We start from the raw sequence: 23,829 nt of genomic DNA on the forward strand, positions 1-23,829 counted from the left end.
GGGGAGTCTGAAAAATGGAGAAAGAGCCCTGAAAGTTCGCCAATAGTCTTGGAAACCTTCAGGGCTATAATGAGAAATCGCTCTCTATATTAGAACAAAGCAGTGATCTGAATGCCTGTTGCACTAAGGTAGAAAAGTGCTCGGCCTAAGACTTCTCCTAAAGACGCTAAGAGAGTAACGGTTAAGATAAGAGTAGCTTTGTCGGCTTGAGGATTTTTAAGAATGCTAACCAGAAGAAGGAGCGGAGTAAGCCATCCTAATAACGCACGGATCCAGAATAGTGGGCTATTTAATAGGAAGTTTAAGGAAGCTGTTCCTTCAACACTTCCACTGAGCATGGAAGCATAAATACTAAAGGTGAGTAAGCCGGCGATAGTGCATCCGAGTGCAAATTGAAGAAGAAACTTCTTTTGAGTGGCTATAAGAGATTTCTGGCCCAAAACCAAAGTACAAAGGGCCCCTAGCAAGCCTGTGGTGAGTAGAAAGAAAAGAACGGGGCCAACATTATTCCAAGCAGGAACTCGAGGGAGAACATAAATCATGGCGCTACTTACTATACCCATTAGACCTAGTAGAGCGGTGATTCCTAAGCCAAGGGATCGTCTCCCTGTAAGGTGCCCCCCAGCCGCAGTTTCAGCAGTCGTGGTAGTTGAGGTACTAGATCCAAGGACCCGACTCCCTGTAAGGTGCCTCGACAGTAAAAAAAGGTAGATCCAGGCAAGGAACGTCAGGAGGAACAAGAGTATTTCGCGGCTTAACCATGAGGATCCAAGGTGGGATAAGGCGCGGTAGGCTGCCTCTGGATGCCCCAGATGAAAAAGTGAAGCCAATAGAGCGACCATCAATAGGGCTCCAGAAACATAGACTCCCTGTTTGAAGAATTGGCTGTCAAGATGATTGCCTTTACGGTCGAGCCACCAGAGCATAAGGATGATCCCGATCGCGATTTGTCCCAGTATGGTAAAAAGAATTAAGGGCCATTCCCAGTCTCCCATAGATTAATCCCTCCTTATTTGTTTGCCTTGTTTTGGTCCGATAAAGCGAATCGACGGCGTTGTAATGTTCGTGCTGGGTAGGCCAGGCAAGGTTTTCAGAACACCTGTTTTTTGGTCGAGGCTATCATTGATTTCCACCAGTTCTAGGGCCTCTGGAATGCAGGCTGCAACACAAGCCGGTTTTTCCCCATTGTCAATTCGCTGGTAACATAAATTACATTTCTCGACTTTCTTTTTTGCAGGGTTAAATTGAGGCCGATCATAGGGACAGGCCATGGTACATAAACGACAGCCAATGCAGCGATTAGGATCATGGATTACAATTCCATCATCGCGCTTAGTGTAGGCCTTAACAGGGCAGACTCGGAGGCATTCTGGATTCGCGCAGTGGTTACAGGCCATCGAGAAGAACATTCGAGTAGGAAGTGGGAAAGCGTCTTCATGGAGCTGAAAAACCTTACGCCACTGGGGGGTTGCGTCGATCTGATACTCATTTTTGCAAGCTATTTCACACCCCCGACAGCCCACACATTTCTCTGAATTGTGTAAAAAGCCAAGCTGTTTACTCAATGGGATTCCTCCTTATGCTTTTTCAATCATTACGAAATTATCGTGAAAGGCTAATCCGTCGTTGCCGGTCGCTTGTTTTCCCATATCACTGGGTATTGCTTTTAAAGTGTAATTGACATTGAAGTTTGAGTCTTTATACCAAGACTCATAGGAGACAATAACATTTTGAGAGGTTGTTCGGGTTAGGTGGGCTTTGACAGTAATTGAACCGAGGTCATTAAAAACTTTAACCATATTTCCTTCTGCGATACCGTATTTGGCGGCTAGAACAGGGTGAATTTCCACCTTGGGCTCGGGGTTTGTGGTCATCATCCAGTCTAGGTTTTGAAACTGAGAATGCAAAGCATGTTGGGGATGGGGCGTTATAAATCTAATCGGGTATTTCTCTGGAGTCTTCATTTCTTCGACCCAGATAGGAAGGGCAGGAAGCCCGTTCTTCTTGGCTAGTTCGCAGTGAATCTCAATTTTCTTAGAAGGGGTGCGGAATTGTCCATCAGACCAAGAAGCTGAAGGCATGTTTGCCTTGCGAGGCCCATCGATGAGTTCTTTATAATCGTTAATGCCAAGCATTTGATGTATTGCGGGGTTGAATTCTTTGGCTAACCATTCCTCAGGTGTCCCTGAAGTGGGGAAGGTACATGAACCAGGTTCTAGGGTATTCATTTTTTTAGAGAGTTCTATAGCAATTTCAACATCACTTTTAGATTCGTATAAGGGGTCAATAGCGCGCTGATTAATACCGACCCAGTAGTGCCAATAGCTGGCCATAACATCCCAGTCTTCAAAATGGGTTGTCGCCGGCAAGACAATATCGGACATCTCGACGGTTTTATTAAAAAATGAGTCTACGGTAACGACAAATTCCATGGAAGCAAACATTTTTTCAATAGCATTTGTGTCGGGATCTTGGGAGGCAGGATTTCGGCACGCCAGCCAGAGCATTTTTACTGGAGGGTCGCTTTGGATTGAGACGTCATGGGCAAAGTTATTCATGTTAATGGCGCGATCCCCATCTTTTCCATCTGGGCCAATAAACCCTTTAGACCCCTTTGGTGCAGCGTTAACCATTGCATTATAGTTGAAGCCCCACGTTTCTAAGTGACCGTAATTCACTCCCCCACCAGATTTTCCGACATTGCCGGTCATGACTCCAAGAGCGTCGATGATACGTACGTTCTGACCGCCATTGGTATGACGCTGCATACCGTAGCCAACCCACATACTGGCTGGTTTTGCTGTTGCGTAGTCGTGGGCAATTTCCATGATAGTATCTTTGGGCACGCCCGTTTTTTCAGAAGCCCAGTCCAGAGTGATATCCTTTTTGACATAGTCCACCCATTCATCGAACCCGATGCTATTGGCGCGAGCATATTCCCAATCGACTAAGTCGTTGTCAATGATATAGCGCGCCATACCCAAAGCCAGTGCACCATCCGTACTGGTGTTAACTTGGATGTAGAGATCTGCTTTTGAAGCGGTCGACGTTAAGATTGGGTCGATAACCACTAGTTTAGCCCCGTGCTCCCGAGCTTTGTTGATAAAGGGGAAACTGTGAATCGCAGTCCAGGCGGCATTTTGGCCCCAGAGAATAATATATTTTGCATTAACCATGTCTTCAGGGTCATTACTATAAAGTGTCCCGAAGTCATAGGTCTGAGCATCAATGCCGGCAGGCCAGCAGGGTGTGCCAACGGCGCGAGTTGTATAACCTAAGCTAGACATTGTCCCTTCAATACCATAGTGAACGATACCAAAATTACCGGAGTACTTATCTAAGCAAATTGGAAGGGTAGAACCGTAGCGCTTCTTCAAGTCTAGAATCTTAGTTGCAATCGTTTCCATGGCTTCATCCCAACTGATGCGTGTCCAGTTACCTGAACCGCGAGGGGATTGTTTCATGGGATATTTGATGCGATCCGGGCTGTAAACTCGGCGCGGATAAGCGTACCCTTTCAGGCAAAGCTTTCCGTTTGTATAGCCATGTTTAGGATCTCCTTCGACCTTTTTAAGGATTCCGTCCTGAACATAGGTAATCATCCCGCACGTATCGTAGCAATTACGAGGACAGACATTTCGAAATGTTTTCATAGTCTCGGAGCTTGGATCCGCCGCATCAGCAGAGAGCGAATTCGTCAACAAATTGAAATTGAATAGGGTTAAGCTAGAGACAGCAGCAGCTGCCCCCCCAAGAAATTTGCGTCGCGATAGTTTCATAAAGAGCCTCCTTCGTGTTTAATGGGTATGAAGAGTTGTTAGAGTATCGAGAACTTCACTTAATGCGGAGAAGACAGGGTGATGGGTTGACTGGCGAAGCCTCTGAGCAAATAATCCTAACCAGAGACTAGGGTGTTGCTCCCAGAAATCATGGTAGAGGTCCTTGTAGTGTTGGATTTTAATGTCGTTCATTGTATCCTGGGCCTCCATAATCCGACTTAGAAGATAAGCCGTGAATTCAAGTTCAGTTGCAATGAAGTCATCGGGTTCATGCCCATGCCCTTGAGCCTGTAAGTTTTCTTGTTGGTAGATTTTGCGAACAGCTAATGTTTGTTCTCCCATTATCAAATGATCTGGGGATAAATAAACAGATTCATAGAGGGGGGCAAGAGGTGCGGTTGGGCCAACGAAGAGGCGATTAAACTCATAGGTCATGAGCCGGTACTCGTCGCGATCTGCTTTGGAGCAGTTTAACAAAGTTTCTAGGGGAAGCTGGAGGTTCTCAAGTTTAAAGTGATTAGAGAAGGGAGTACAAGATCTCACGAGTGGGCCTAAGGTGTGGGGTATTTTCTCTCCTCCTTCTGCGAAGAACGAACTCAAAGCGAGTAGGAGGTCTGAATGAATTCGCAGCCCTTGGGGAGAGTAGTTCTCGTAAAATGTCGACAAATAGTAGTCCTCCTTTCTTTGGATAAGGCACCTTGTACCGGAATTCACTTTCTACGCTATAATTCGGCTTCCTGAGTTTTGTTCCTTTAGAGAAAAAAATGAAATATGAATAGGTTCATTGTACAAAAAAACAAAAGCCCTTCTCCGCTAGGCGAGAAGGGCTTTAATAAGTAAATATTTTCAGTATGATTTAACTTCTATATATGAGTTTAGCGAACTTCCTTCCGACAATCGTGAGATATTCGAACTACGAATCTCACTTTGAGTATCGTATTAGTCCGGCCACAACGACTTTAACCGTCCAATCTTAAGTGCAAGAAATAGATTAACTTGATTCTCCAGAGAGGATAGATCACGACCCAAAATCTCCGTTGCCTTTTTGAGACGATAACGGAGGGTATTCGGATGAAGATAGAGCCTTTCGCCCGCAGCATTCAGGTCTGTATTGCACGCAAGATACGCTAATAAAGTTTCTTCCAGATTGAGATTACTCTCTTTGTCAAATTTAAGGAGAGGACCGAGAACTTCAGAACGGTAGTCTTCCAATTCCTGACGATCTAACCGGTGTAATAAACGCATAATACCAAGGTCTTGAAAAGAGACTAGACGATGAGGATTATTAAATAGTTGTCCTAATTCGAGCGCGGTCCTTGCTTCTTGAAAGCTTCTGTGCAAATAGCGTGCAGAGTCATACAGGTTACCGAGACCGTATTGGAACGGCTGTTTTTCGGGAAGAGTTTTAGTTTTTTTCATGATGGGCTCAAGCAGTTCTAAAGCTTTGCTGTGCCAGTCTGATTGAGGGAGCATATCCTGAAGTGGAAAAAGTAAAACGACTTGACCATTACGTTCGAGACAAATAGTTTTGGGATGGCATTTATGTATTAGCGTTGATATTTCGGTGAATAATTCTTCGAAATTTTCGCGCTCGGCTGAATCGGGATCATAACCGGGTATTTCACCTACAACGACAAAGTGTGGCTTAGTAAAATCCCACCCCCATAATTTACCCCTGGAAATGATCACTTCCAAGGAATCAAAATTATTGTAGAGCAAATCAAAGAGAAAGTCCCTATAATGTTGGCGTTCACTGTCTTGAATGCACTGCGTTTTAACAAGTTCAAGTAAGATTAAGGTAGCGGCTTTATAAAGAAAAAATTGTTCGATACTTCCCAAATCTTTTATCGCTGCGGCAAGTCCTATAAAGCCCAAGACTCCTTCTGGACCCGAAATAGGAAACCAGGTCAGTGGAATTGTTTGGAATCCTTTCTCAGTCCATTGCCCTGTGTTGAATGAAGCGTGAGGTGAGGGTAGGTTGGCGGGGGTGCGGGATATTTTTGGGGGTTTAAAGGAGATGGGTGCTAAGGGAAGGGATTTTCCACCTGTCCAACCAATAACTTCGAGTTGTTTATTTAATAAGAAGATATCACACCTGAAAATCTCCTGTAAGTTGATTAGAAATGAAAATCCAGATCCATTGGTTAAGTGTTCGGCGATCATTTGTGAATACTGCTCGCTTGCGGTAAGGATACGACCCAGTTCACAATCTAACCAACCCATCGCCTTTTCGCAGAATATTGACCAAGGAGAAGGATATTCTTGTACAAAAAGCAAAGTAATCTGGTCTTTTGAAATTTCCACAGTCAGAGAAATGGCCCCGTTATCGGTGGGATCTAGAGTAATTGCCACCCCTGCAAAAGGTAAGGAGAAGGTCTGAAGCCCTTGGAAATGAATCGTTTTAATGGATAGATGGGAAATTTGTTGGATAGAGGAGAATGAGTCGCCAATAGGCAGTAACGATAATTTATTCTGGAGGCGGCCGACAGTAATTGCTTGGGGAAGGTTCGGGTTAGTCATCAGTCCACCTCACTTGATGTAATAGTTTTGCTGTAATAAGTTTTGTTACTAACATACTGAAATATACTGAGTATAATATTTTTATTGATCCGGATACGAAGCGTGATGGCTTTTTCTACTCAGTAAAAGCCATCACGCTTCGTATTTTTACACAGTGAACGTTTTATGCATATATAATTTCAGACTATTTTCAAGTTCCTTATCAATCAGTGTTTCGGAAGAACTTGCTAAAATCTTCTTAAATTTCTTGTTCGCTCTTATTAAAATATCCTTAGAACCTGAGTTTTGCCAGTCAGTATAGGAAACCCAATCAGAAACCGAAGGCGTCCACCTATCACGGAAATGCTCAAAGGTGCTGGAGATATCTAGTATAATATAGCTAAGTCCTAAATAAGTAAACTATATTAAGTCCTAAATAAGTAAACTATATTAAGGTCTAAAAGAAAATAAGATAATCGGTTAATGATTAACTGTGGAGTACAAAATAAAAGGGAAAAGTGTAATTATTGTCGAATACTCAACATTGAGACCCTGCAAAATCACTTACTTAAAAACAACATCCTTGATCATGGAAGGAAGCTGGGAGATGAGCGTTGAATTTCAGAATAATAATAGGTCGAATTGTGGGTTTTGCTAGTACCACCATGAGACGCTGTAATAGTACTTTCTCAGCCATGGTTTTTGCGGGATGTCTTTTTGTGGTCACGATCTATGGATTCGGTTACGTAAGCAGTATTGGGATAGAAAATATATATCTCCGTCCAGAGATAGTTGCGGCGATGGGAGTGAATCCCACGTTTGATACTTTTCAGGGATCGATTTTACAGAAAATGGCGTTTCGGGATCCGAATATTCTACCACTCTATGGCTCCTCTGAAATGTCTTATATCCGAGATTTTCAACCGGCCAGAATTTTTACCCCGGAAACTGGATTTACTCCGTTTCTTGTAGGAAAAGGGGGAAACCAAACCTTAATTCATGTTTTGAATTTAGCAGCACTTGGGGAGGAAGCACGGGGACGGAAACTGGCTATTTTCCTTAGCCCTCAGTGGTTCGGACTAGGAGGGATTCCCCAGTTAACCTTTCAAGGGAATTTTTCGGCGCTACATGCCTATGAGATGCTGAGAGACCCAAGGCTCTCCTCCGAACTCAAACAAGAAATAGCTAAACGTCTCTTGCAATTTCCAGGAGCTTATAAGGATTTTCCCTTTTTAGAAAAAATGTTGGCAGATCTGGTACAACCAGACTGGAGTTCCAAGATGACGAGGATCATCTGGGCCTTTCCTACTCAGATGGAATATTCAGCTCTTACTTTCCAAGATGCATATAAAACAATAATGAATGTAAATAAACCACCTCTGAACACTGTGTCCCAGCATGCGGGAAGTTCAAAGATACCAAAAGATTCTACATCAAGAGGATTAGCAATCAATAAGACGCAGACCTTAATTCAAGGTGAAACTTCAGAGTATTTGCGGTTGGATTGGGCTAAATTACGCACCGAGGCTATTGAGGAAGGAAAAAAGTCATCGAACAATAACCCATTTGGAATGGATAATAGGTTTTATCTTGAGCAAATTGCGCCTAAACTTCAGGAACAGAAAGATTCCGATAAAAATGCAAAGCTTTTTCCCTCTCCGGAGTATGAGGATTTAATACTTTTGATGAAAGTTATGAAAGAGAAGGGAGTGAAGCCCCTTTTTGTCATCCTGCCCATGAATGGACGTTGGTCTGACTACACTGGTTTTCCTCGTACGGAACGCCAAGCTTGTTATAAGCTTCTGGCTCAGATGGTTCAGGCTGAAGATTTCCAATTGTCGGATTTTACAGCTCATGAAAATGATGATTACTATTTGCGCGATCCTTGGCACCTAGCTTGGAAGGGTTGGATTGACGTCAATGAGGCACTTGATCAATTTTATAGGGAATAACCGTTTTGAATCGAGCATATTTGGATTAATACCCGTTAATATTTTTAGTGGGGGAAGATTAATATGCTTTTAAAGGTGTCTGAACTTATCTACTGAAATTTGATCGAAACACAATAGAAAAATGAGTTACTTTTCTTAATAAGGAAAATTAATTATTCGCAAATTGGTAATAATGCTATAATATAGATATTCTAATGATGGATAAGTAAAAGCTAGTTGGGACTGACTAATCAATTTTATTAGTATGTCAATGTGTCAGTTTGACAGCTCAGCTTGATTATGACTTATAAATGAGAGGAGGGGCTAGTGAATGCCAACTCGCCAGAAATTTGATGAGGACCTAGAGGGACTACGTTTAAATATTTTAGACCTAGGAAAGATGGTTAACCAACGAATTGTTCTTGCTGTTGAATCCTTGATTAAACAGGATATGGAAATAGCAAAAACTGTTATAATGGGAGATTTAGCAGTCAACGAACTACAAGCAATGATTGAGGAAAAATGTATACTTATCATAGCTACTCAGCAGCCTTTTGCCCGCGATTTACGTAAGGTAGTAGCAGGTTTTAAAATCTCCATCTATCTTGAAAGAATGGGCGATTTGTCAGTCGACATTGCAAAAATAACAGTCCGAATCGGTGAAGATCAATTGATCAAGCCACTTCTTGATATCCCGCGTATGACTGTTTTGGTCGAAGAAATGGTTAACCTTGGGCTCCAAGCATATGTCCAAGAGGATTGCAAGACCGCTGCGGAGATGGCTGCAATTGATGATGAAATAGACGAGATATATTCTAGTGTTTTTGGAGAACTGTTGGGCATTATGATGAAAAATCCTTCGCAGGTAACTCAGGCTAATCACTTACTTTTTGTCTGTCGTTTTCTTGAGCGCCTTGGAGACTACTGTACAAATATTGCTGAAGAGATTATCTATATCTGTACTGGAAAAAGATTGAATCTAAACGAATAAGAAGCGCAACTATCGAGAACATAATAAAGAACTGACTTAAAAGTCAGTTCTTTATTATGTTCTCGATTACTCCTTGTAAATGATCTTTGGGTGAACGAGATCACATGAAGGTTGAAGTATTGTGATTCAAGACACACTCTAGGAATAGTATTCTTGTTAGAATGACTCCAGATGGTGAAAGTAGCGAACAATAAATTTCTGGGGGAATATGTATGAAGGATTCAGGATTTCAGATTGAACATTGTCGCTCAAATTGTCCAAAATCTGCTCGAAATTGGCAGAACCTTAATGAACTGCTGACCAAAAATCTAACCGCCTTGAACTTACATCAATCGATTGCAGATAAGTTTAGTCCTGTCCTTCATCATCATATTCCAAAGATTTGTCTAGCGGGATGTCCCAACGGATGTTCCCATCCGAATATCAAAGATTTTGGAATTTCAGGATATGTCACGCCACTAATCACAGAAGTTCCGTGTATAGGCTGTAATGAATGTGTCCGTTCTTGCCTAGAAAAGGCCATCACTTGGAATCCAAGCGGGATCGTTATTGACCCGGACCGCTGTCTTTCCTGTGGAGATTGTCAACATGTCTGTCCCTCTGGGACGTTGACAGAAGGAGAAACTGGATGGACGTTGCGTTCAGGTGGTCGAGTAGGGCGACATCCTCAATTTGCCAAACCCGCTGGACAAGTTCAAACAGATGAAGAAGTATTGACCTGGATTTCAGATACCATACATCGCTATATTGAAAATGGAAAAACTCAAGAGAGATTAACACACTTTCTTGAACGTGAGCAAACCTTAGTCTAGGGCTACACGCGAATTTGCTGCCCGCTCGTGAATCCAGAAACGCAAATTTTCAACATCGACAACGGTAATTGCCTTTTTCTCTATCTTAATTATCTTCGCTTTTTTCAATTCGCCCAAAATACGACTAACTGACTCTCGAGCCAGACTGCACATTCCTGCTAATTCTGTCGCGGATAGGGGAATAGTAATTAAGACACCGTTATTTGAAGGCTGTCCGTGGACATGGGCTAGGGCAAATAGTTTGGCTCCTAAGCGCAAACGAGCATCCCCCAGTGAAAGATTTCTAATTTGTCGGTATGAACGACGTAAATCCAAAGCGAGTTCGCGGTAAAAAATCCACAACACGGAGGGATTGCTTTCTAGATAGCGCATTAATATTTGCCGATCTAGGGCCAAAACTTCGGTCTCCTCCATACAAAGTGCCGCATGGGGGTAAAGTTTTCCGTCTAAAACAATTTCAGGAAAAAAGGCTGGGGGACTAAGTACCCGAATAATCTTTTCAGAAAACTCACCCATTAATGACAAACGAATTCTACCGGAGACGAGAAAATACACAGTATTCCCTTCATCGTCCGAGAAATAAAGATATTGTTTAGGTGCGTAATGACGTAATCTGCCATGCGCTAAGCAGAAATCAACAAAATCAGGTGGCAGAGAACCTGAGAAAAGTTTGCGTTCAAGAATTTCGCGAATTTGCAGCTCTTTAGACACTTTATCCCTCCGTTGGTAATAAATTTGTATTGTTCATTATAACACGCTTACTAATCTCAATTTAGGCATATGAATTCTTTTACTGGGAAAACTAACTTTAGGTTCGCGATATTCTGACTTTGAGAGGAAGGATATACTATGGGCACCCGCAAAAAGGTTTCGAGAGCAAAATCTCCTGTTTCCCTTAGAGACCCACATTATACTGAGTTTGACACGCATAAAGAGCGAAATATTCAAAAACCTCTACCTCGTAATACTCCATAAGCTTAAGGAAAAGTGTAGTAGTGAGTGTACTAGACCAACTGATGATCAGTTGGTCTTTTGAATGAATACTTGAAGAATTCTTGCTTTTGCTGAGGAACCTGCTATTGCAGCAATGACAACAAAGTCCCAGAAACTGTAAGACAGCTCCGATTTGACAATAAATGTTTAGCTATCTATTAACTTGCAAAGTCATGCTTTGCAAGTTTTCCTCGTCTTTAGGGAACAACTATATTGTAAATAAACATAAAAAAAGAAGGGATTCGGTGTATTTGCACAGAATGATGTTTATCATAGGCATAAATCTGTGCTTTATCCGGGATGACCGGATTATTAAAAGGAGGTTTACCAATGAGTTTAAAAGTAGCAATTAATGGTTTCGGTAGAATTGGTCGTCTTACACTTCGTGCAGCTCTAAATCAATCCCTCCCTTTCGAAGTAGTTGCCATCAATGACTTAGCAAGTCCAGATTTATTAGCCCACTTATTCAAGTATGATTCCGTCCACGGAGTTCTTCCTAATTCTGTGGAAGTTGACGGAAGCACAATGATTATTGATGGGAAACGCATAGAAATTTTTGCCGAAAAGAGCCCTTTAGATTTACCTTGGGCAAAACTTGGAGTCGATATTGTCATTGAATCAACAGGCCGTTTTACAAAACGTGACGCTGCAGCGCAACATCTTACTGCAGGAGCTAAAAAAGTCGTGATCTCTGCTCCAGCTAAAGATGAAGATATTACGATTGTTATGGGAGTCAATGACGATAAATATGATCCTCTCAAGCACCATATTATTTCAAATGCTTCCTGCACAACGAACTGCCTTGCTCCTGTCGCAAAAATCTTACTCGATTCTTTCGGAATTGAACAAGGATTTATGACAACGACTCATGCAGTCACAGGTGACCAAAGGATCACAGACCTGGAACACTCAGATTGGCGTCGATCCAGGGCAGCTTATCAATCCATGATCCCAACGACGACGGGTGCTGCCAAAGCGGTTACTCTTGTTTTACCAGAATTAGCTGGTAAAATGAATGGACTTGCTGTTCGGGTCCCTACTCCGAATGTTTCCTTGGTTGATCTTGTCGCTAATTTAACCAAGCCAACAACTAAGGAAGAAGTCAACGCCAAGTTGCGTGAAGCGGCTGATGGTAAGCTGAAGGGAATCCTCGAGTATACTGAGTTACCTTTAGTCTCGCATGACTTTAATGGTAACCCAGCCAGCTCCATAGTGGATGCATTATCGACCATGATGATCGGAGATCGTATGGTTAAAGTTCTGGCTTGGTACGATAACGAATGGGGTTATTCAAATCGCATTTTAGATTTAGTGAAGCTTATTGTAGCTAAAGGTCTGTAAACAGGGAGGGATTGGCTCCATGAGAAGGACTAAAATTGTTTGTACGATTGGACCATCAAGTGAGTCTAGGGAAAAAGTTCAAGCTCTTCTTGTAGCAGGTATGGATGTTGCTCGACTAAATTTTTCACATGGAACTCATGAGGAACATGGTCGAAGAATCGCCATCCTAAAAGAGGAAGCTGCCAAATTAGGGAAGCATCTGGGAATCCTGCTCGACACCAAAGGACCAGAAGTTCGCACAGGGAAGGTTCCGGAGGAGGGGGTTACTCTGGTAAACGGATCTGCATTCAGTTTAGATACAGATCTCAGTAGCCTGGGTAATCAGCAACGGGTTGGGATTACTTATACAGACCTTTGGCGAAAGGTTAAGTGTGGTGGCCATATTCTCATTGATGATGGTCAACTCGATCTAGAAGTGACCTCAGTAGACAATACAGTTATTCATACTGTCATTCGAAACGGTGGGGTCCTTAAGTCCCAAAAAGGGGTCAATGTTCCAGGCGCTCTTAACGACTTACCCGCTGTCACAGAAAGGGATATTGAGGATATTCGCTTTGGGATTTCCCAAGGAATTGACTTTATTGCATCCTCCTTTACCCGTAAAGCGATCAATGTTTTGGACGTGCGTCGTATTGTTGAAGAAATGAATGCGGATGTCCACATCATCGCCAAGATTGAAAGCCAAGAGGGTGTGGATAACTTAGATTCTATACTTGAAGTCGCGGATGGGCTCATGGTCGCACGCGGGGACCTGGGGGTTGAAATTCCAGTTGAAGAAGTTCCCATCAGACAGAAGGAAATGATTCGCAAGTGCAATATTCTTGGCAAACCCGTTATTGTTGCAACTCAGATGTTAGATTCTATGATACGTCAACCTCGGCCCACGCGAGCAGAGGCAAGTGATGTTGCTAACGCTATTTTGGATGGAACGGATGCCATTATGTTATCTGGAGAAACTGCGGCTGGTCTTTTTCCCCTTGAAGCTGTTCAGATGATGGATAAAATAGCCAAACGCATAGAACAGACTTGCTTAGATAATCAGTCTACCCACAATCACCAGCGTAATGTAGCTGAGGCTATTAGTTTTGCAAGCTATACCATCGCTAAAAATCTTGAAGCAGCTGTTATTCTTACTCCGACACATTCCGGTTTGACTGCGCGTATGATCTCCAAGTATCGACCGATCGCCTTGATTGTTGCCGCTACACCATTTGAGACTACGGCAAGAAAATTAGCACTACAATGGGGAGTCCAACCCATGCTTGTTCCTCAAAGTTTAGGAACAGACGAAATGTTATCCATAGCTGTGAATACATCCTTAAATAAAAACTTCATTCACTCTGGAGATGTCGTGGTGATCACAGCTGGTGTTCCAATTGGTAAAGTTGGCTCAACAAATATGATCAAAGTTCAGATCATGGGAAATATCCTATCTAAAGGGACAGGGATTGGACGAAAATCCTATTCAGGAGTTGCGCGTCTTGTCCAATCTCCCAAAACGGATCTATTTAATGATGGAGATATTTTAATAGCAGAGACCACCGATGCAGACTTTGTACCCATAATTGCCAGGGCTGGAGCATTAGTCATCGTGGAGGGTGGTTTAACATCACACGCAGCGATTGTCGCTTTACAATATGGAATACCAACCATCGTGGGTGCTCAAGAAGCCTTTTCCAAGGTGTCGAACGGACAAACTTTGACGGTTGATGCTTTGAGCGGCGTGATATATGAAGGGTCTATCAGTATTCTCTAGTGATTAAAATCCTGTCATAAAAAGGCGTACAGTAGAACCTACTGTACGCCTTTTATCTGATGTAATGTAAACGATTATGAATTCTACTTTTGAAGAGTTAGCGTATCCTTAGTATGACGTTTAAGTCCTTGCAATTCATGGTCAAAACTGCCTGTATTCGTCATTTGATCATCGATGGTATCTTTATCAATCGTACTTTGGGAGCGACCATTTAAAACGTCAATTAATCCGGCTTCTTGCAATTCACTTGCAATTTCAAAGAGAGAAACTCGCTTCGCACGAGGTAAGCGATTCACAAAACGATTTATTTTGACAGGTGGGACAAGATTTCGGAATTTGACTCCTCCGTATTTCATTATGCGTTCCGGCAAAGTATCTTCCTCCTTAAATCAGGTTATTATTAGCTTATTACGCTTATTATTTGCCTGATGGTCAAAACAAATACATTTTGGATGATCATTTTTATTGAATAAGTGGATCATCAGTAAGCTCAACTTTGTTTAAGGTCTCCCTGACTTGTCCACGAATAAACGATAAATACTCCTGGCGCATGGCCTCTTGTTCGGCGCGCTCCCACTCTTCAAGACCAATAGTTTTTTGCTTTTTAGACAGTTCATTAATTCGATCAATAATGACATTTATGGCTGAAATACTCAAAGTTCAACTCTCCTTCCAACATACCATGTGACTTGGATTTATTATCACATTATAGCATAATGTGAAATATAATGAAAAATCCAGGTTCCTATCCTAAGGAATCAATGCTATAATGGTCTCAAAACGTCTTAAAGACGATGGGGGGGCTAGGATGAAAAAATTAAATTTTGAAATGAAAGTCGTAATTAAAGGATTTTTAGAACGTTTAAGCCAACAGACCAAAGCCATTTTTTCAAAAATGGGATTATGGAGGTCAAAGAATCTCCTTGCAATATCTTGGAAATCACCCAAGTTTTTAATTGGAACAATGACCTTTGTGTTAGTCATTAGCGGTGCAACGATATACTATAGTGGTACAGCTTCGGCTGCTTATATAGTGGTTAACGGACAAAAGATCGGTTTAGTTGAGAGTGTTGATAAAGGCCAACAAATTGTTGATGACATTTTGACAGAACGTGGTCAAGCTATAGGTAAGGCTGCCAAAACGAGTGATGTAATAGCGTATGAAACAGTTCGCGTTAAAAAGATAGAGCTTTTAGATGTCAGCAAAACAGATAATGAACTGCATAGTGTACTATCCTCCTATATTGATGGGTATGCTTTAGAGGTTGCCGGAACACAGGTCGCCATTCTACCTACCCAAGCCGATGTGCAAACTCTCCTTAAGAAATATCAGGATTACTATACAAAACCTAGTGATAACAATAAAGTGCTATCTGTTGAGTTTAGCGAACCCACTGCCACTAAACCCGTTGAAGCTCAACCCGATCAGGTCAAAGTACTTGATCAAGCCTTGAAAGAGTTAATAGAAGGTAAGATAACGACTACGGAATACACTGCTCAAGAAAATGACTCTTGGTGGCTGATTGCTCGCAAACATGATATGAAAACGAAAGAAGTGTTAGCGGGTAATCCAGGAATGACGGAAGATAGCAAGATTCAAACTGGTCAAAAAATCAAAATAGTCACTGTAAGTCCATATCTAACTGTGATGAGTAAAGGGATATTGACCAGTACTGAAACGATTGCTTACGATACCGTGACAACGACGGACACTGAACTCGATAGCGGGAAAACTGTTGTCAAAGAGCCCGGCAGTGAGGGCACCAAAGTTGTCACATACTCCTATCTCCAAAAAAATGGGCAAGATGTATCGAAGCAAGTTGACGAAGAGAAAGTAATTAAACAACCCGTTACCCAAGTCGTTTCCAAAGGGCCTGAGCTAACTGCCGTTGCTTTGGCTAGCGTATCTAGAGGATCAAAAAGTTCCACTGGGATTGCTTGGCCCTTGAGAGGTCCGATTAATTCTCCTTTTGGGTCCCGTTGGGGTAGTGTACATACCGGAATAGATATCGGCGGGAGTACCGGTACTCCCTTTTCCGCTGCTGCTGCAGGGAAGGTGATTTCTGCAGGCTGGAGTGGAGGATACGGGAACATGATCCTTATTGACCATGGCAACGGTGTACAGACCCGTTACGGGCATTCTTCAAAACTTTTAGTTTCTGTCGGTCAAAAAGTAACACAAGGTCAAAGAATCGGATTGGTTGGCTCAACTGGAAATTCAACCGGTTCACATCTACATTTTGAAGTCATTCTTAATGGGTCTACTGTCAACCCATTGAACTATTTGCGGTAGATATAAAAAAGCGCCCTTGGCGCTTTTTTATACTAGTCAGACCCCCAAGTTTTCTTTAAGCTATCAGAAAATATATGTTAAGTAAGGGCAATTCATGCATGAATTGCCCTTACTTGGATGCAGAGTCGTTATGATTATACATTACGATGAAGGAGTGGCTATTGTGGGATTATCTTCAAAAACACATTTGCGGGTTCGTTATTCTGAAACGGACAAAATGGGCATCGTTTATCACGCTAATTTTCTTGTTTGGTTTGAAGTCGGAAGATCAGAACTATTTCGGGAATTGGAACTTCCATATACTGAATTCGAAGAACAGGGTTTAGGTTTAGCGGTCATCGAGGCCAATTGCCGCTATCGCAAACCCGCCCATTATGATGATGAGCTTGTGCTTGTTACCGAGGTAGATCAGATGTCTTCGCGCTCAGCCCGTTTTTGTTATCACGTTTATCGAGAGGAAACTCTTTTGGCTGAAGGCAAAACCGTTCACGCGTTTATTAATACTGAAGGCCGTTCAGCAGACGCTCGAAGGTACGCGATATGGACCCGTTTGCAAGGAATTATTGAGAAAAATAAGGATGCCAAACATCTTTCCAAAGGCTAATAGGATACGCTATTGTATTTCGATTCAGGCCATGGTATTATGTATACATAATACATTGAAAGAAGGGATTCTATGTTTCTTGTAACTTGGATCGAAGGCGAAGAGGTTAACTATCGGCTCGTGAAGAAGCATGAACTTTCTGCATTAATGGCATCCTTTGGGCAACATGCAATTATTCAAAGATTTGCATCGTAATGGAGCCCAATAAATTATTAAGGATTTTAAATATCGATAAATGTCCATCATTTTGATGGACATTTATTTTTTTGCGTTCTGCAGGATATTACTAATCTTCCTCGAATATTTAAATGTGGCAATTTTTCTGTTTATTCTAGAAACCCAACGTTGTCTTCGGATCTATTCTCTGGCTTTCGGAGCGAGTACATATAATTGATGACCTAGGAGCATCATTGGGGTATGCTTACTTGCAATTTCCAAGAAGATGCGATATGTTTTTACATTAGTACACTTAAATATCTCGTTAAAGAGGGACGGTGATTAAAACAGCGAGATGTTTTTGTGGAATACTATAAACACGGGACCGGAAACATGGCAATTAATAAGATTAAAAGTCGTTAGGAATATGAGGTGTACTATTCTTGAAGTTTTTCACTACTTTTCTCCTTACAATACTTATAATGGTTAGTGTTACTCCTCCATCATTTGCGGAAGACACTACTTCGAAAGCACCTCAAATACGAGGAGAGGGTGCCTATTTAATTGATGTATTATCTGGTCAAACCCTCTATATGAAGAATCCAGACGAACCACTAGCTCCAGCAAGTACAACAAAAATTATGACTGGCCTTTTAGCAATTGAACTTGGAGATTTAAATGATATCGTAACGCCAACTTCTACACTGCTTAATAATAAGCTCGTTTATGGCACACAGATATACCTCGAGCCTGGAGAAAAAATGCCTCTAAAAGATCTTTTATATGCTTTGCTGTTAAACTCCGCCAACGATGCAGCTGTGGCAATTGCGGAACATATAGGAAGTGACTTACCTACTTTTGTCGAAATGATGAATCAGCGTGCCCGTGAAATAGGAGCGACTAATACCCATTTTCTTAACCCGAGTGGTTTAACAGAGTCTGGGCACACAACAACCGCTCATGACCTAGCACTTATAGCACGTGTTGCTTATCAGAATCCTACGTTTGCTCAATATGTTCGTACGAAATCACAGCCTATCTCACGATCAAAAACAGATATACCTAAGCTAATGGTTAATGAAAATAAACTGCTGTGGAGAGACTCTGCCGTTGATGGGATTAAACCAGGATACACAGCAGCTGCGCAAAATTGCCTTGTGGCATCCGTAACCAAGGATGGACGTCAATTTATTGGCGTGATCCTAAAATCTCCAGGACCCGAAATTTACACGGATATGCAAGCTCTTTTTGAGTTCGGCTTTACTCAGTTTAAAAGTACTATTTTTAAACCTTCAGGGTCGATCATTTCTACAACCACGGTTAACAATGAACCTGTTAATCTAATTCTCGATCGTCCAATCTATATGACCCAGAAAATAGACGATCAGAGTTCGGTCTTGGATTTAAAAGTTATACCGACTTCTTCTAGTACTCTTACTTCAGTAGAAGAGGGTCAAGTAGTTGCCCAAGTCGAAATTTCGGACGATAGTACACTTTTAGGCACACTTCCTTTAAAATCGACGCGAACAATTTTGCCGCCGACCGTAAAAAGAAGTCTATTTTCTAATTACTTTTCATGGACCACTGGAGCAATTCTAATAGGTGTTATCTTACTGCTCCTTATTAGTGCGAAAATTCGTGCTGATAGGCGTTGGCGCAGAAAAATGCGACTTGCGAGGAATAGATATTCAATGCGAGAATCAAGTGACTAAAGTATTAAAGGTTGGGGTTATAACCCAATATAACGTTAGAGCATTAGGCACAGATAGGCTAACACTTTAGCTTCCAGAAAGGATAACCTTCAGTTATATACTTTTCTTGGAGGCTAAAGTTAACTTGACTACCAACTTTGCTAAAAGCTTGGGCGCTAGCCAAGTTAACTTTAGCTTTTTTTTGTCTTTTATCTTATAATGAGTAGATTAAGTTTAGAGGGTGCGATTTGGGAGTGACATTCTTGGAAAATAGTAAAAGGGTTGTTACATTAGTCTATGGTTGCCAAATGTCAGAACGCGATGCGGAAACTTTGACAGAGATCACAAGACAATTAGGGTATTCGCCTTCAGATGATCTCGAAACGGCAGACTTAGTAATTGTTAATACTTGTTGCGTAAGAGAGAGTGCAGAGAATAAAATACTTGGAAAAATCGGAGAACTCAAAAAACTCAAAGAACGAAATAAGAATGTAAAGATAGCGATTACAGGGTGTATGGTACAACAACCGGGTGCTTTAGAACGTTTGCAGAAACGTGCCCCTCATGTGGATATTTGGGCAGGGACCCATAATCTACATGATTTTTCCGCTTTAATAAATCGGGTAGAGCAGGGCAGAAAAGTGGCAGAAGTTTGGCAAGAATCAAAAGCAACCTTAGAAGTTATACCGCTCGCTGAAAAAGGCAAACTACATGCCAATGTAAATATCATGTATGGTTGCGATAATTTCTGTTCATATTGCATTGTTCCCCATGTTCGGGGTAGGGAAAGAAGCCGTAAACCTGAAGAAATACTTCAAGAAATCAAATCCCTAGTGGACAGTGGGTGTCGAGAAATCACCTTATTGGGACAAAATGTGAACTCCTATGGGAAAGAGTTTTCACCAGCGTATGACTTTGCGGATCTACTTCATCAAGTGGATCAAATCCCATTTCTATTACGGATACGCTTTATCACGTCCCATCCCAAAGATTTATCAGATAAACTAATTAAGACTGTTGCTGAAGGGAAGAACCTCTGCGAGCACTTTCATCTCCCTATTCAATCAGGTAGTAATTTTATTTTAGAGCGCATGAATCGCAAATATACGAGGGAATACTATTTAAGTAGAGTTCAAGAAATTCGTGAATTCATCCCCAATGCTAGCATAACAACAGATATTATTGTTGGCTTTCCTGGTGAGTCGGAAGAAGATTTCGAACAGACACTCGCAATGATGAAAGAAGCTCATTATGCTCAAGCTTTCACCTTTATGTATTCTAAACGTTCAGGAACGCTGGCTGCAAAGATGGAAGACCAAATTTCATTGGACGTGAAAAAAAGGCGTTTACAGATATTAATGGGTGTCCAAAATCAAGAAAGTCTTGAATGGCGGCAACATATGATTGGGGAAATACTAGAGGTTCTTGTTGAAGGCCCTAGTAAAACAAATCCTGAACGTTTAACAGGACGTACACGCGGAAACGAACTGGTTGTATTTAAGGGTGATTTTGAAACTATTGGCTCGTTAGTTAATGTTAGGATCAAGGAAGCAGGATCATGGACCCTAATTGGAGAGGTTGAGTGAAAGTCTCACGATTGGGAAGAATCCTAAAAAATCTTTGGCCTTTAAATTTAATGCAGGAATTCAGAGTTTTATGTAGAAAGTAATATTCGGAGGTGTGTTAATAATGATTAACAGTGAAATAACAGAAAAAGCTGGACTCTTAGCTGATGCCATTGCTCGTAGTTCGGAACTGGCCGACTTACGTAGTACGGAAGATGCAATGACAGCTGACACGTCAGCTCAAGAATTGATCGCAGAATTACAGAAAGCTCAAGAACGATTTATGGAAAAACAACAAGGTGGAGGCGAACTTTCTGAAGCCGATAAAAATGCGGTAGATGAAATTGAAACAAAGGTTGAGGGTAACCCTGCCATTGTCGCTTATATGGCTGCACAAGACAAATTCACGGTAATGTTGGATAGTGTAAATGCTATTCTAGCTGGTGCAATAGCCGGATCTTCAGGTGGTTGTTCCTGCGAAGACAATACTTGTGAACCTGGCGGCTGTGAGCCTGGTGGGTGTGGCAGCGGTGGTTGCGGTTGTTCAGGAAACTAACACCTGACGAAGTTCATTAAGTTGTCAAAAGGGAAGGGCTAAATCGGTAGCCCTTCCCTTTTAGGATTAATTCAAGGGTAGCAAGTGAGATTAAGCTTTTCGTCACCATGGTTCGATGTTCAACTTTAGTTAATAAGTTCGCTTGGACTTACTATAAGTATATTGACAGAATTTCAAAAAAGGGGAGAATCAAGGTATGACCACCCCGATGATGCACCAATATCGAGGAATTAAAGAAAAAGCCCCCGGAACAATACTGTTTTATCGCCTGGGCGATTTTTATGAAATGTTTGGCGAAGATGCAGAATTAGCCGCACCTATTTTACAAATAGCCTTAACCGGGCGTGATGCAGGAGACGGGAAACGAATTGCCATGTGCGGTGTTCCTTATCATGCTTTAGATAATTATTTGTCTAAGCTCGTCAAGGCTGGTCATAAAGTCGCCATTTGTGAACAAGTGGAAGACGCTAAAAACGCCAAAGGGATTGTCAAACGGGACATTATTCGAATTGTTTCTCCAGGTACACTGACAGAATCGCTCTCTGAACGGACTAATCATTATTTAGCCAGTGTGTACCATGATATGGACTGGGGACTTGCTTTTCTTGATCTATCTACTGGCGAGTTTTCAATGTTCCAAACCCCAGAACTCGACGTTCTCCTCACAGAACTATCCCGTATTAATCCCGCTGAACTACTATTGCCTCCTGAACTTATGAAAAAACCTAAACCGTGGGTGGGTTATTACAGTACTGTACGCGAAGGAAAAACATTTTGTGGACAGTCCTTGCGGGAGCGTTTTCTCAATCAACAAGATTTGTTGCAAGAATTTCCCGTAGGAACTCAAGCTGCCACAGCTTTATGGGTCTACATACTAGAAACGATGCCTGGTATAGATCCGACCCATATCATAGAAATTACGACTTTCCGTTCTGAACATTGGATGTTTCTCGACCAATGGACCCGTCGTAATCTTGAACTGACAGAATCTCTCCGTAGTACAGATAAAAAAGGAACCCTCTTGTCAGTGCTTGATTTAACTCAAACTGCTTTCGGAGGTAGGCTATTAAAGCATTGGATTGATAAACCCTTGCTTAGGCAAGATGCGATAAATCAACGTCTGGATGTGGTTGAAGGACTTACCTCAGATTCATTTCTCCGCAGAGACTTATTTAAGCTTCTGTCTGAGGTCTATGATCTTGAGCGCCTGATGGGGAAGGTTTCTTATGGGACGGCTAATGCGAGAGATTTATTAGCGTTGGCGCAAACCTTAGCGCTCCTTCCAGAAATCAGGACACTCCTATCTGCTAGCTCTTCGGAAAACCTTAAAAGCAATGTTCCCCATCTAGAGGGACTTGACTCATTCGTAAGTAAGCTTCAAAGTGCTCTAAATCCAAATCCCCCTTTAACCTTACGCGATGGCAATATCATCAAAACTGGTTATTCCCAAGAAGTAGACGAATTGCGTTCCATTTCGACGGGTGGCAAAGCATGGGTTGCTCAACTGGAGAACTCAGAGCGTGAACGAACTGGAATTCGGTCTTTGAAGATAGGGTATAATAAAGTCTTTGGTTATTTTATTGAGATTACTCATGCCAATGCTCATCTTAGTCCTCCAGACTATCAACGCAAGCAAACTCTATCTAATGCTGAACGTTTCATTACTCCCGAATTGAAAGAGTACGAACAAAAAATCATAGGGGCAGAGGAAAAGCTTAAAGATTTAGAGTATGAGCTTCTCTTGATTCTGAGAGAGGACGTCCGGGCCCATATTAAGACTATTTTGCACATAGCTCAGGTTTTAGCGGAAATTGATGTCTTTGTCAGTTTAGCAGAAGTTGCAGTTCGCAATCATTATGTTCGCCCCCAGATCAAAGATGATGGTCAAATACTTATCACCGAAGGCAGACACCCGGTTGTTGAACAAATGCTTGAACCAGGCGTGTTCGTCCCGAATGATACCCTCATGTCGAAGAGTTTGCATTTAGCACTTATCACAGGACCAAATATGGCCGGAAAATCCACCTACATGCGCCAAGTTGCTTTGATAGTCCTCATGGCCCATATCGGTTCCTTTGTACCCGCTAAAAAGGCCAGTATTACACTGGTAGATCGGATCTTTACAAGGGTCGGGGCCTCTGATGATTTAGCAGCCGGACAAAGCACCTTTATGGTCGAGATGCAAGAAGTCGCTCACATCTTAAAATATGCTACTGGGAAAAGTTTAATCATTTTAGACGAAATTGGACGAGGAACAGCAACCTTTGATGGGCTTAGCATTGCTTGGGCAGTTGCTGAACACCTCGTTCAACAGCCTAAGTTCAACCCTAAAACTCTCTTCGCCACGCATTATCATGAGCTTACGCATCTTCAAGATGATTTTTCGGGGCTATTTAACCTTCATGTTGGGGTGAAGGAAAGGGGAGAGGACATTGTTTTCCTGCATAAAATTTTGCCTGGTAAAGCTGATCGCAGTTATGGTATCCAGGTAGCCCGTTTAGCTGGTTTGCCTCAGAACCTACTTAAACGTGCTAAAACCCTGCTTCTAGAGTTAGAATCCTCTCAGCCAACGCATGCTTTGAGCGACCCACCTAAGCAGGTTGCTCAAATTTCCCTCTTTGACGTGCCACAAATCCACCCGATTTTGCAAGAAATTAACAAACTTCCTATGGAAGACATGACTGCACGCCAAGCCCTTCAGTATCTCTTTGACCTACGAGAACGCATTCAATCCTCTGAAGACTTGTAGGGAACGCGATTGTTCGAGGTCTGAAGTTCTAGATCCGAGGTTCTAGAACGAATTATAAGTTGAGTGTTCGCTGTTAGCGGACCGACTCTAAAGTTTAGTCAAAGCTAAAGTTA

General features: G+C 42.0%; 21 protein-coding genes. 12 read left to right on the plus strand and 9 right to left on the minus strand.

Annotated features, from left to right (window positions below; genetic code table 11):
• Positions 1–89: 89 nt before the first annotated feature.
• From E4K67_RS18275 to E4K67_RS31590, 6 genes are all read right to left on the minus strand, one after another.
• Positions 90–995, minus strand: a complete 906-nt coding sequence (locus E4K67_RS18275) for a dimethyl sulfoxide reductase anchor subunit family protein (protein WP_135549262.1) — start codon at positions 993–995, stop codon at positions 90–92.
• A gap of 3 nt (positions 996–998) precedes the next feature.
• Positions 999–1,565, minus strand: coding sequence for a 4Fe-4S dicluster domain-containing protein (locus tag E4K67_RS18280; RefSeq protein ID WP_135549263.1), 567 nt, complete (start codon positions 1,563–1,565; stop codon positions 999–1,001).
• 12 nt (positions 1,566–1,577) lie between these two features.
• Positions 1,578–3,779, minus strand: coding sequence for a molybdopterin-dependent oxidoreductase (locus E4K67_RS18285; RefSeq protein ID WP_135549265.1), 2,202 nt, complete (start codon positions 3,777–3,779; stop codon positions 1,578–1,580).
• A gap of 18 nt (positions 3,780–3,797) precedes the next feature.
• Positions 3,798–4,445, minus strand: coding sequence for a TorD/DmsD family molecular chaperone (locus E4K67_RS18290; protein ID WP_158408522.1), 648 nt, complete (start codon positions 4,443–4,445; stop codon positions 3,798–3,800).
• 273 nt (positions 4,446–4,718) lie between these two features.
• Positions 4,719–6,299, minus strand: a complete 1,581-nt coding sequence (locus E4K67_RS18295) for a PucR family transcriptional regulator (protein WP_135549269.1) — start codon at positions 6,297–6,299, stop codon at positions 4,719–4,721.
• A gap of 147 nt (positions 6,300–6,446) precedes the next feature.
• Entirely contained in the window at positions 6,447–6,674 is a 228-nt protein-coding gene (locus E4K67_RS31590; RefSeq protein ID WP_135549393.1) for a trimethylamine methyltransferase family protein, read from the minus strand.
• Positions 6,675–6,892: 218 nt separating this feature from the next.
• On the opposite strand from E4K67_RS31590, the gene dltD reads away from it, so the two are divergent.
• The 3 genes from dltD to E4K67_RS18315 all read left to right on the plus strand — a co-directional run bounded on the left by dltD (position 6,893) and on the right by E4K67_RS18315 (position 10,012).
• A complete protein-coding gene (gene dltD / locus E4K67_RS18305) occupies positions 6,893–8,230 on the plus strand; it encodes a D-alanyl-lipoteichoic acid biosynthesis protein DltD (protein WP_243454535.1) in 1,338 nt (445 codons plus the stop codon).
• A gap of 310 nt (positions 8,231–8,540) precedes the next feature.
• Entirely contained in the window at positions 8,541–9,200 is a 660-nt protein-coding gene (phoU, locus tag E4K67_RS18310; protein ID WP_135549271.1) for a phosphate signaling complex protein PhoU, read from the plus strand.
• Between the two features lie 212 nt (positions 9,201–9,412).
• Positions 9,413–10,012 carry a 4Fe-4S dicluster domain-containing protein gene (locus E4K67_RS18315; protein ID WP_135549273.1) on the plus strand — a complete coding sequence of 200 codons (600 nt, stop codon included), beginning with the start codon at positions 9,413–9,415 and terminating at the stop codon, positions 10,010–10,012.
• Here the strand turns inward: E4K67_RS18315 and E4K67_RS18320 are convergent.
• A complete protein-coding gene (locus tag E4K67_RS18320) occupies positions 10,004–10,723 on the minus strand; it encodes a Crp/Fnr family transcriptional regulator (RefSeq protein WP_135549275.1) in 720 nt (239 codons plus the stop codon). The two genes, E4K67_RS18315 and E4K67_RS18320, sit on opposite strands and share 9 nt — an antisense overlap.
• Before the next feature lie 612 nt (positions 10,724–11,335).
• Between E4K67_RS18320 and gap the strand changes: the two genes are divergently transcribed.
• Complete coding sequence (gene gap / locus E4K67_RS18325) at positions 11,336–12,346, plus strand: type I glyceraldehyde-3-phosphate dehydrogenase (protein WP_135549277.1); 1,011 nt, start codon at positions 11,336–11,338, stop codon at positions 12,344–12,346.
• 19 nt (positions 12,347–12,365) lie between these two features.
• Positions 12,366–14,102 carry a pyruvate kinase gene (gene pyk, locus E4K67_RS18330; protein WP_135549279.1) on the plus strand — a complete coding sequence of 579 codons (1,737 nt, stop codon included), beginning with the start codon at positions 12,366–12,368 and terminating at the stop codon, positions 14,100–14,102.
• A gap of 83 nt (positions 14,103–14,185) precedes the next feature.
• On the opposite strand, the gene E4K67_RS18335 is transcribed toward pyk, so the two are convergent.
• Both E4K67_RS18335 and E4K67_RS18340 read right to left on the minus strand, forming a co-directional pair.
• On the minus strand, positions 14,186–14,473 hold the full coding sequence (locus tag E4K67_RS18335) for a hypothetical protein (RefSeq protein ID WP_135549281.1): 288 nt from the start codon (positions 14,471–14,473) through the stop codon (positions 14,186–14,188).
• A gap of 91 nt (positions 14,474–14,564) precedes the next feature.
• Positions 14,565–14,759: a DUF896 domain-containing protein gene (locus tag E4K67_RS18340; RefSeq protein ID WP_135549283.1), complete on the minus strand. Its 195-nt coding sequence runs from the start codon at positions 14,757–14,759 to the stop codon at positions 14,565–14,567.
• Positions 14,760–14,910: 151 nt separating this feature from the next.
• Between E4K67_RS18340 and E4K67_RS18345 the strand changes: the two genes are divergently transcribed.
• The 7 genes from E4K67_RS18345 (at position 14,911) to mutS (ending at position 23,716) form a co-directional block, all read left to right on the plus strand.
• Complete coding sequence (locus tag E4K67_RS18345; protein WP_135549285.1) at positions 14,911–16,395, plus strand: peptidoglycan DD-metalloendopeptidase family protein; 1,485 nt, start codon at positions 14,911–14,913, stop codon at positions 16,393–16,395.
• Positions 16,396–16,558: 163 nt separating this feature from the next.
• A complete protein-coding gene (locus E4K67_RS18350) occupies positions 16,559–16,999 on the plus strand; it encodes an acyl-CoA thioesterase (RefSeq protein WP_135549397.1) in 441 nt (146 codons plus the stop codon).
• A 72-nt stretch (positions 17,000–17,071) separates the two neighbouring features.
• Positions 17,072–17,194, plus strand: a complete 123-nt coding sequence (locus E4K67_RS31165) for a hypothetical protein (protein WP_274594895.1) — start codon at positions 17,072–17,074, stop codon at positions 17,192–17,194.
• A gap of 404 nt (positions 17,195–17,598) precedes the next feature.
• A complete protein-coding gene (locus E4K67_RS18355) occupies positions 17,599–18,867 on the plus strand; it encodes a D-alanyl-D-alanine carboxypeptidase family protein (RefSeq protein ID WP_135549287.1) in 1,269 nt (422 codons plus the stop codon).
• A 233-nt stretch (positions 18,868–19,100) separates the two neighbouring features.
• Positions 19,101–20,432 carry a tRNA (N6-isopentenyl adenosine(37)-C2)-methylthiotransferase MiaB gene (miaB, locus tag E4K67_RS18360; RefSeq protein ID WP_420841558.1) on the plus strand — a complete coding sequence of 444 codons (1,332 nt, stop codon included), beginning with the start codon at positions 19,101–19,103 and terminating at the stop codon, positions 20,430–20,432.
• Between the two features lie 103 nt (positions 20,433–20,535).
• A complete protein-coding gene (locus E4K67_RS18365; RefSeq protein WP_420841559.1) occupies positions 20,536–20,967 on the plus strand; it encodes a YlbF/YmcA family competence regulator in 432 nt (143 codons plus the stop codon).
• Between the two features lie 196 nt (positions 20,968–21,163).
• Positions 21,164–23,716 carry a DNA mismatch repair protein MutS gene (mutS, locus tag E4K67_RS18370; protein WP_135549291.1) on the plus strand — a complete coding sequence of 851 codons (2,553 nt, stop codon included), beginning with the start codon at positions 21,164–21,166 and terminating at the stop codon, positions 23,714–23,716.
• Positions 23,717–23,829 lie beyond the last annotated feature (113 nt).

Origin of the sequence: Desulfosporosinus fructosivorans, assembly GCF_004766045.1 — a bacterium.
Classification (GTDB): domain Bacteria; phylum Bacillota; class Desulfitobacteriia; order Desulfitobacteriales; family Desulfitobacteriaceae; genus Desulfosporosinus; species Desulfosporosinus fructosivorans.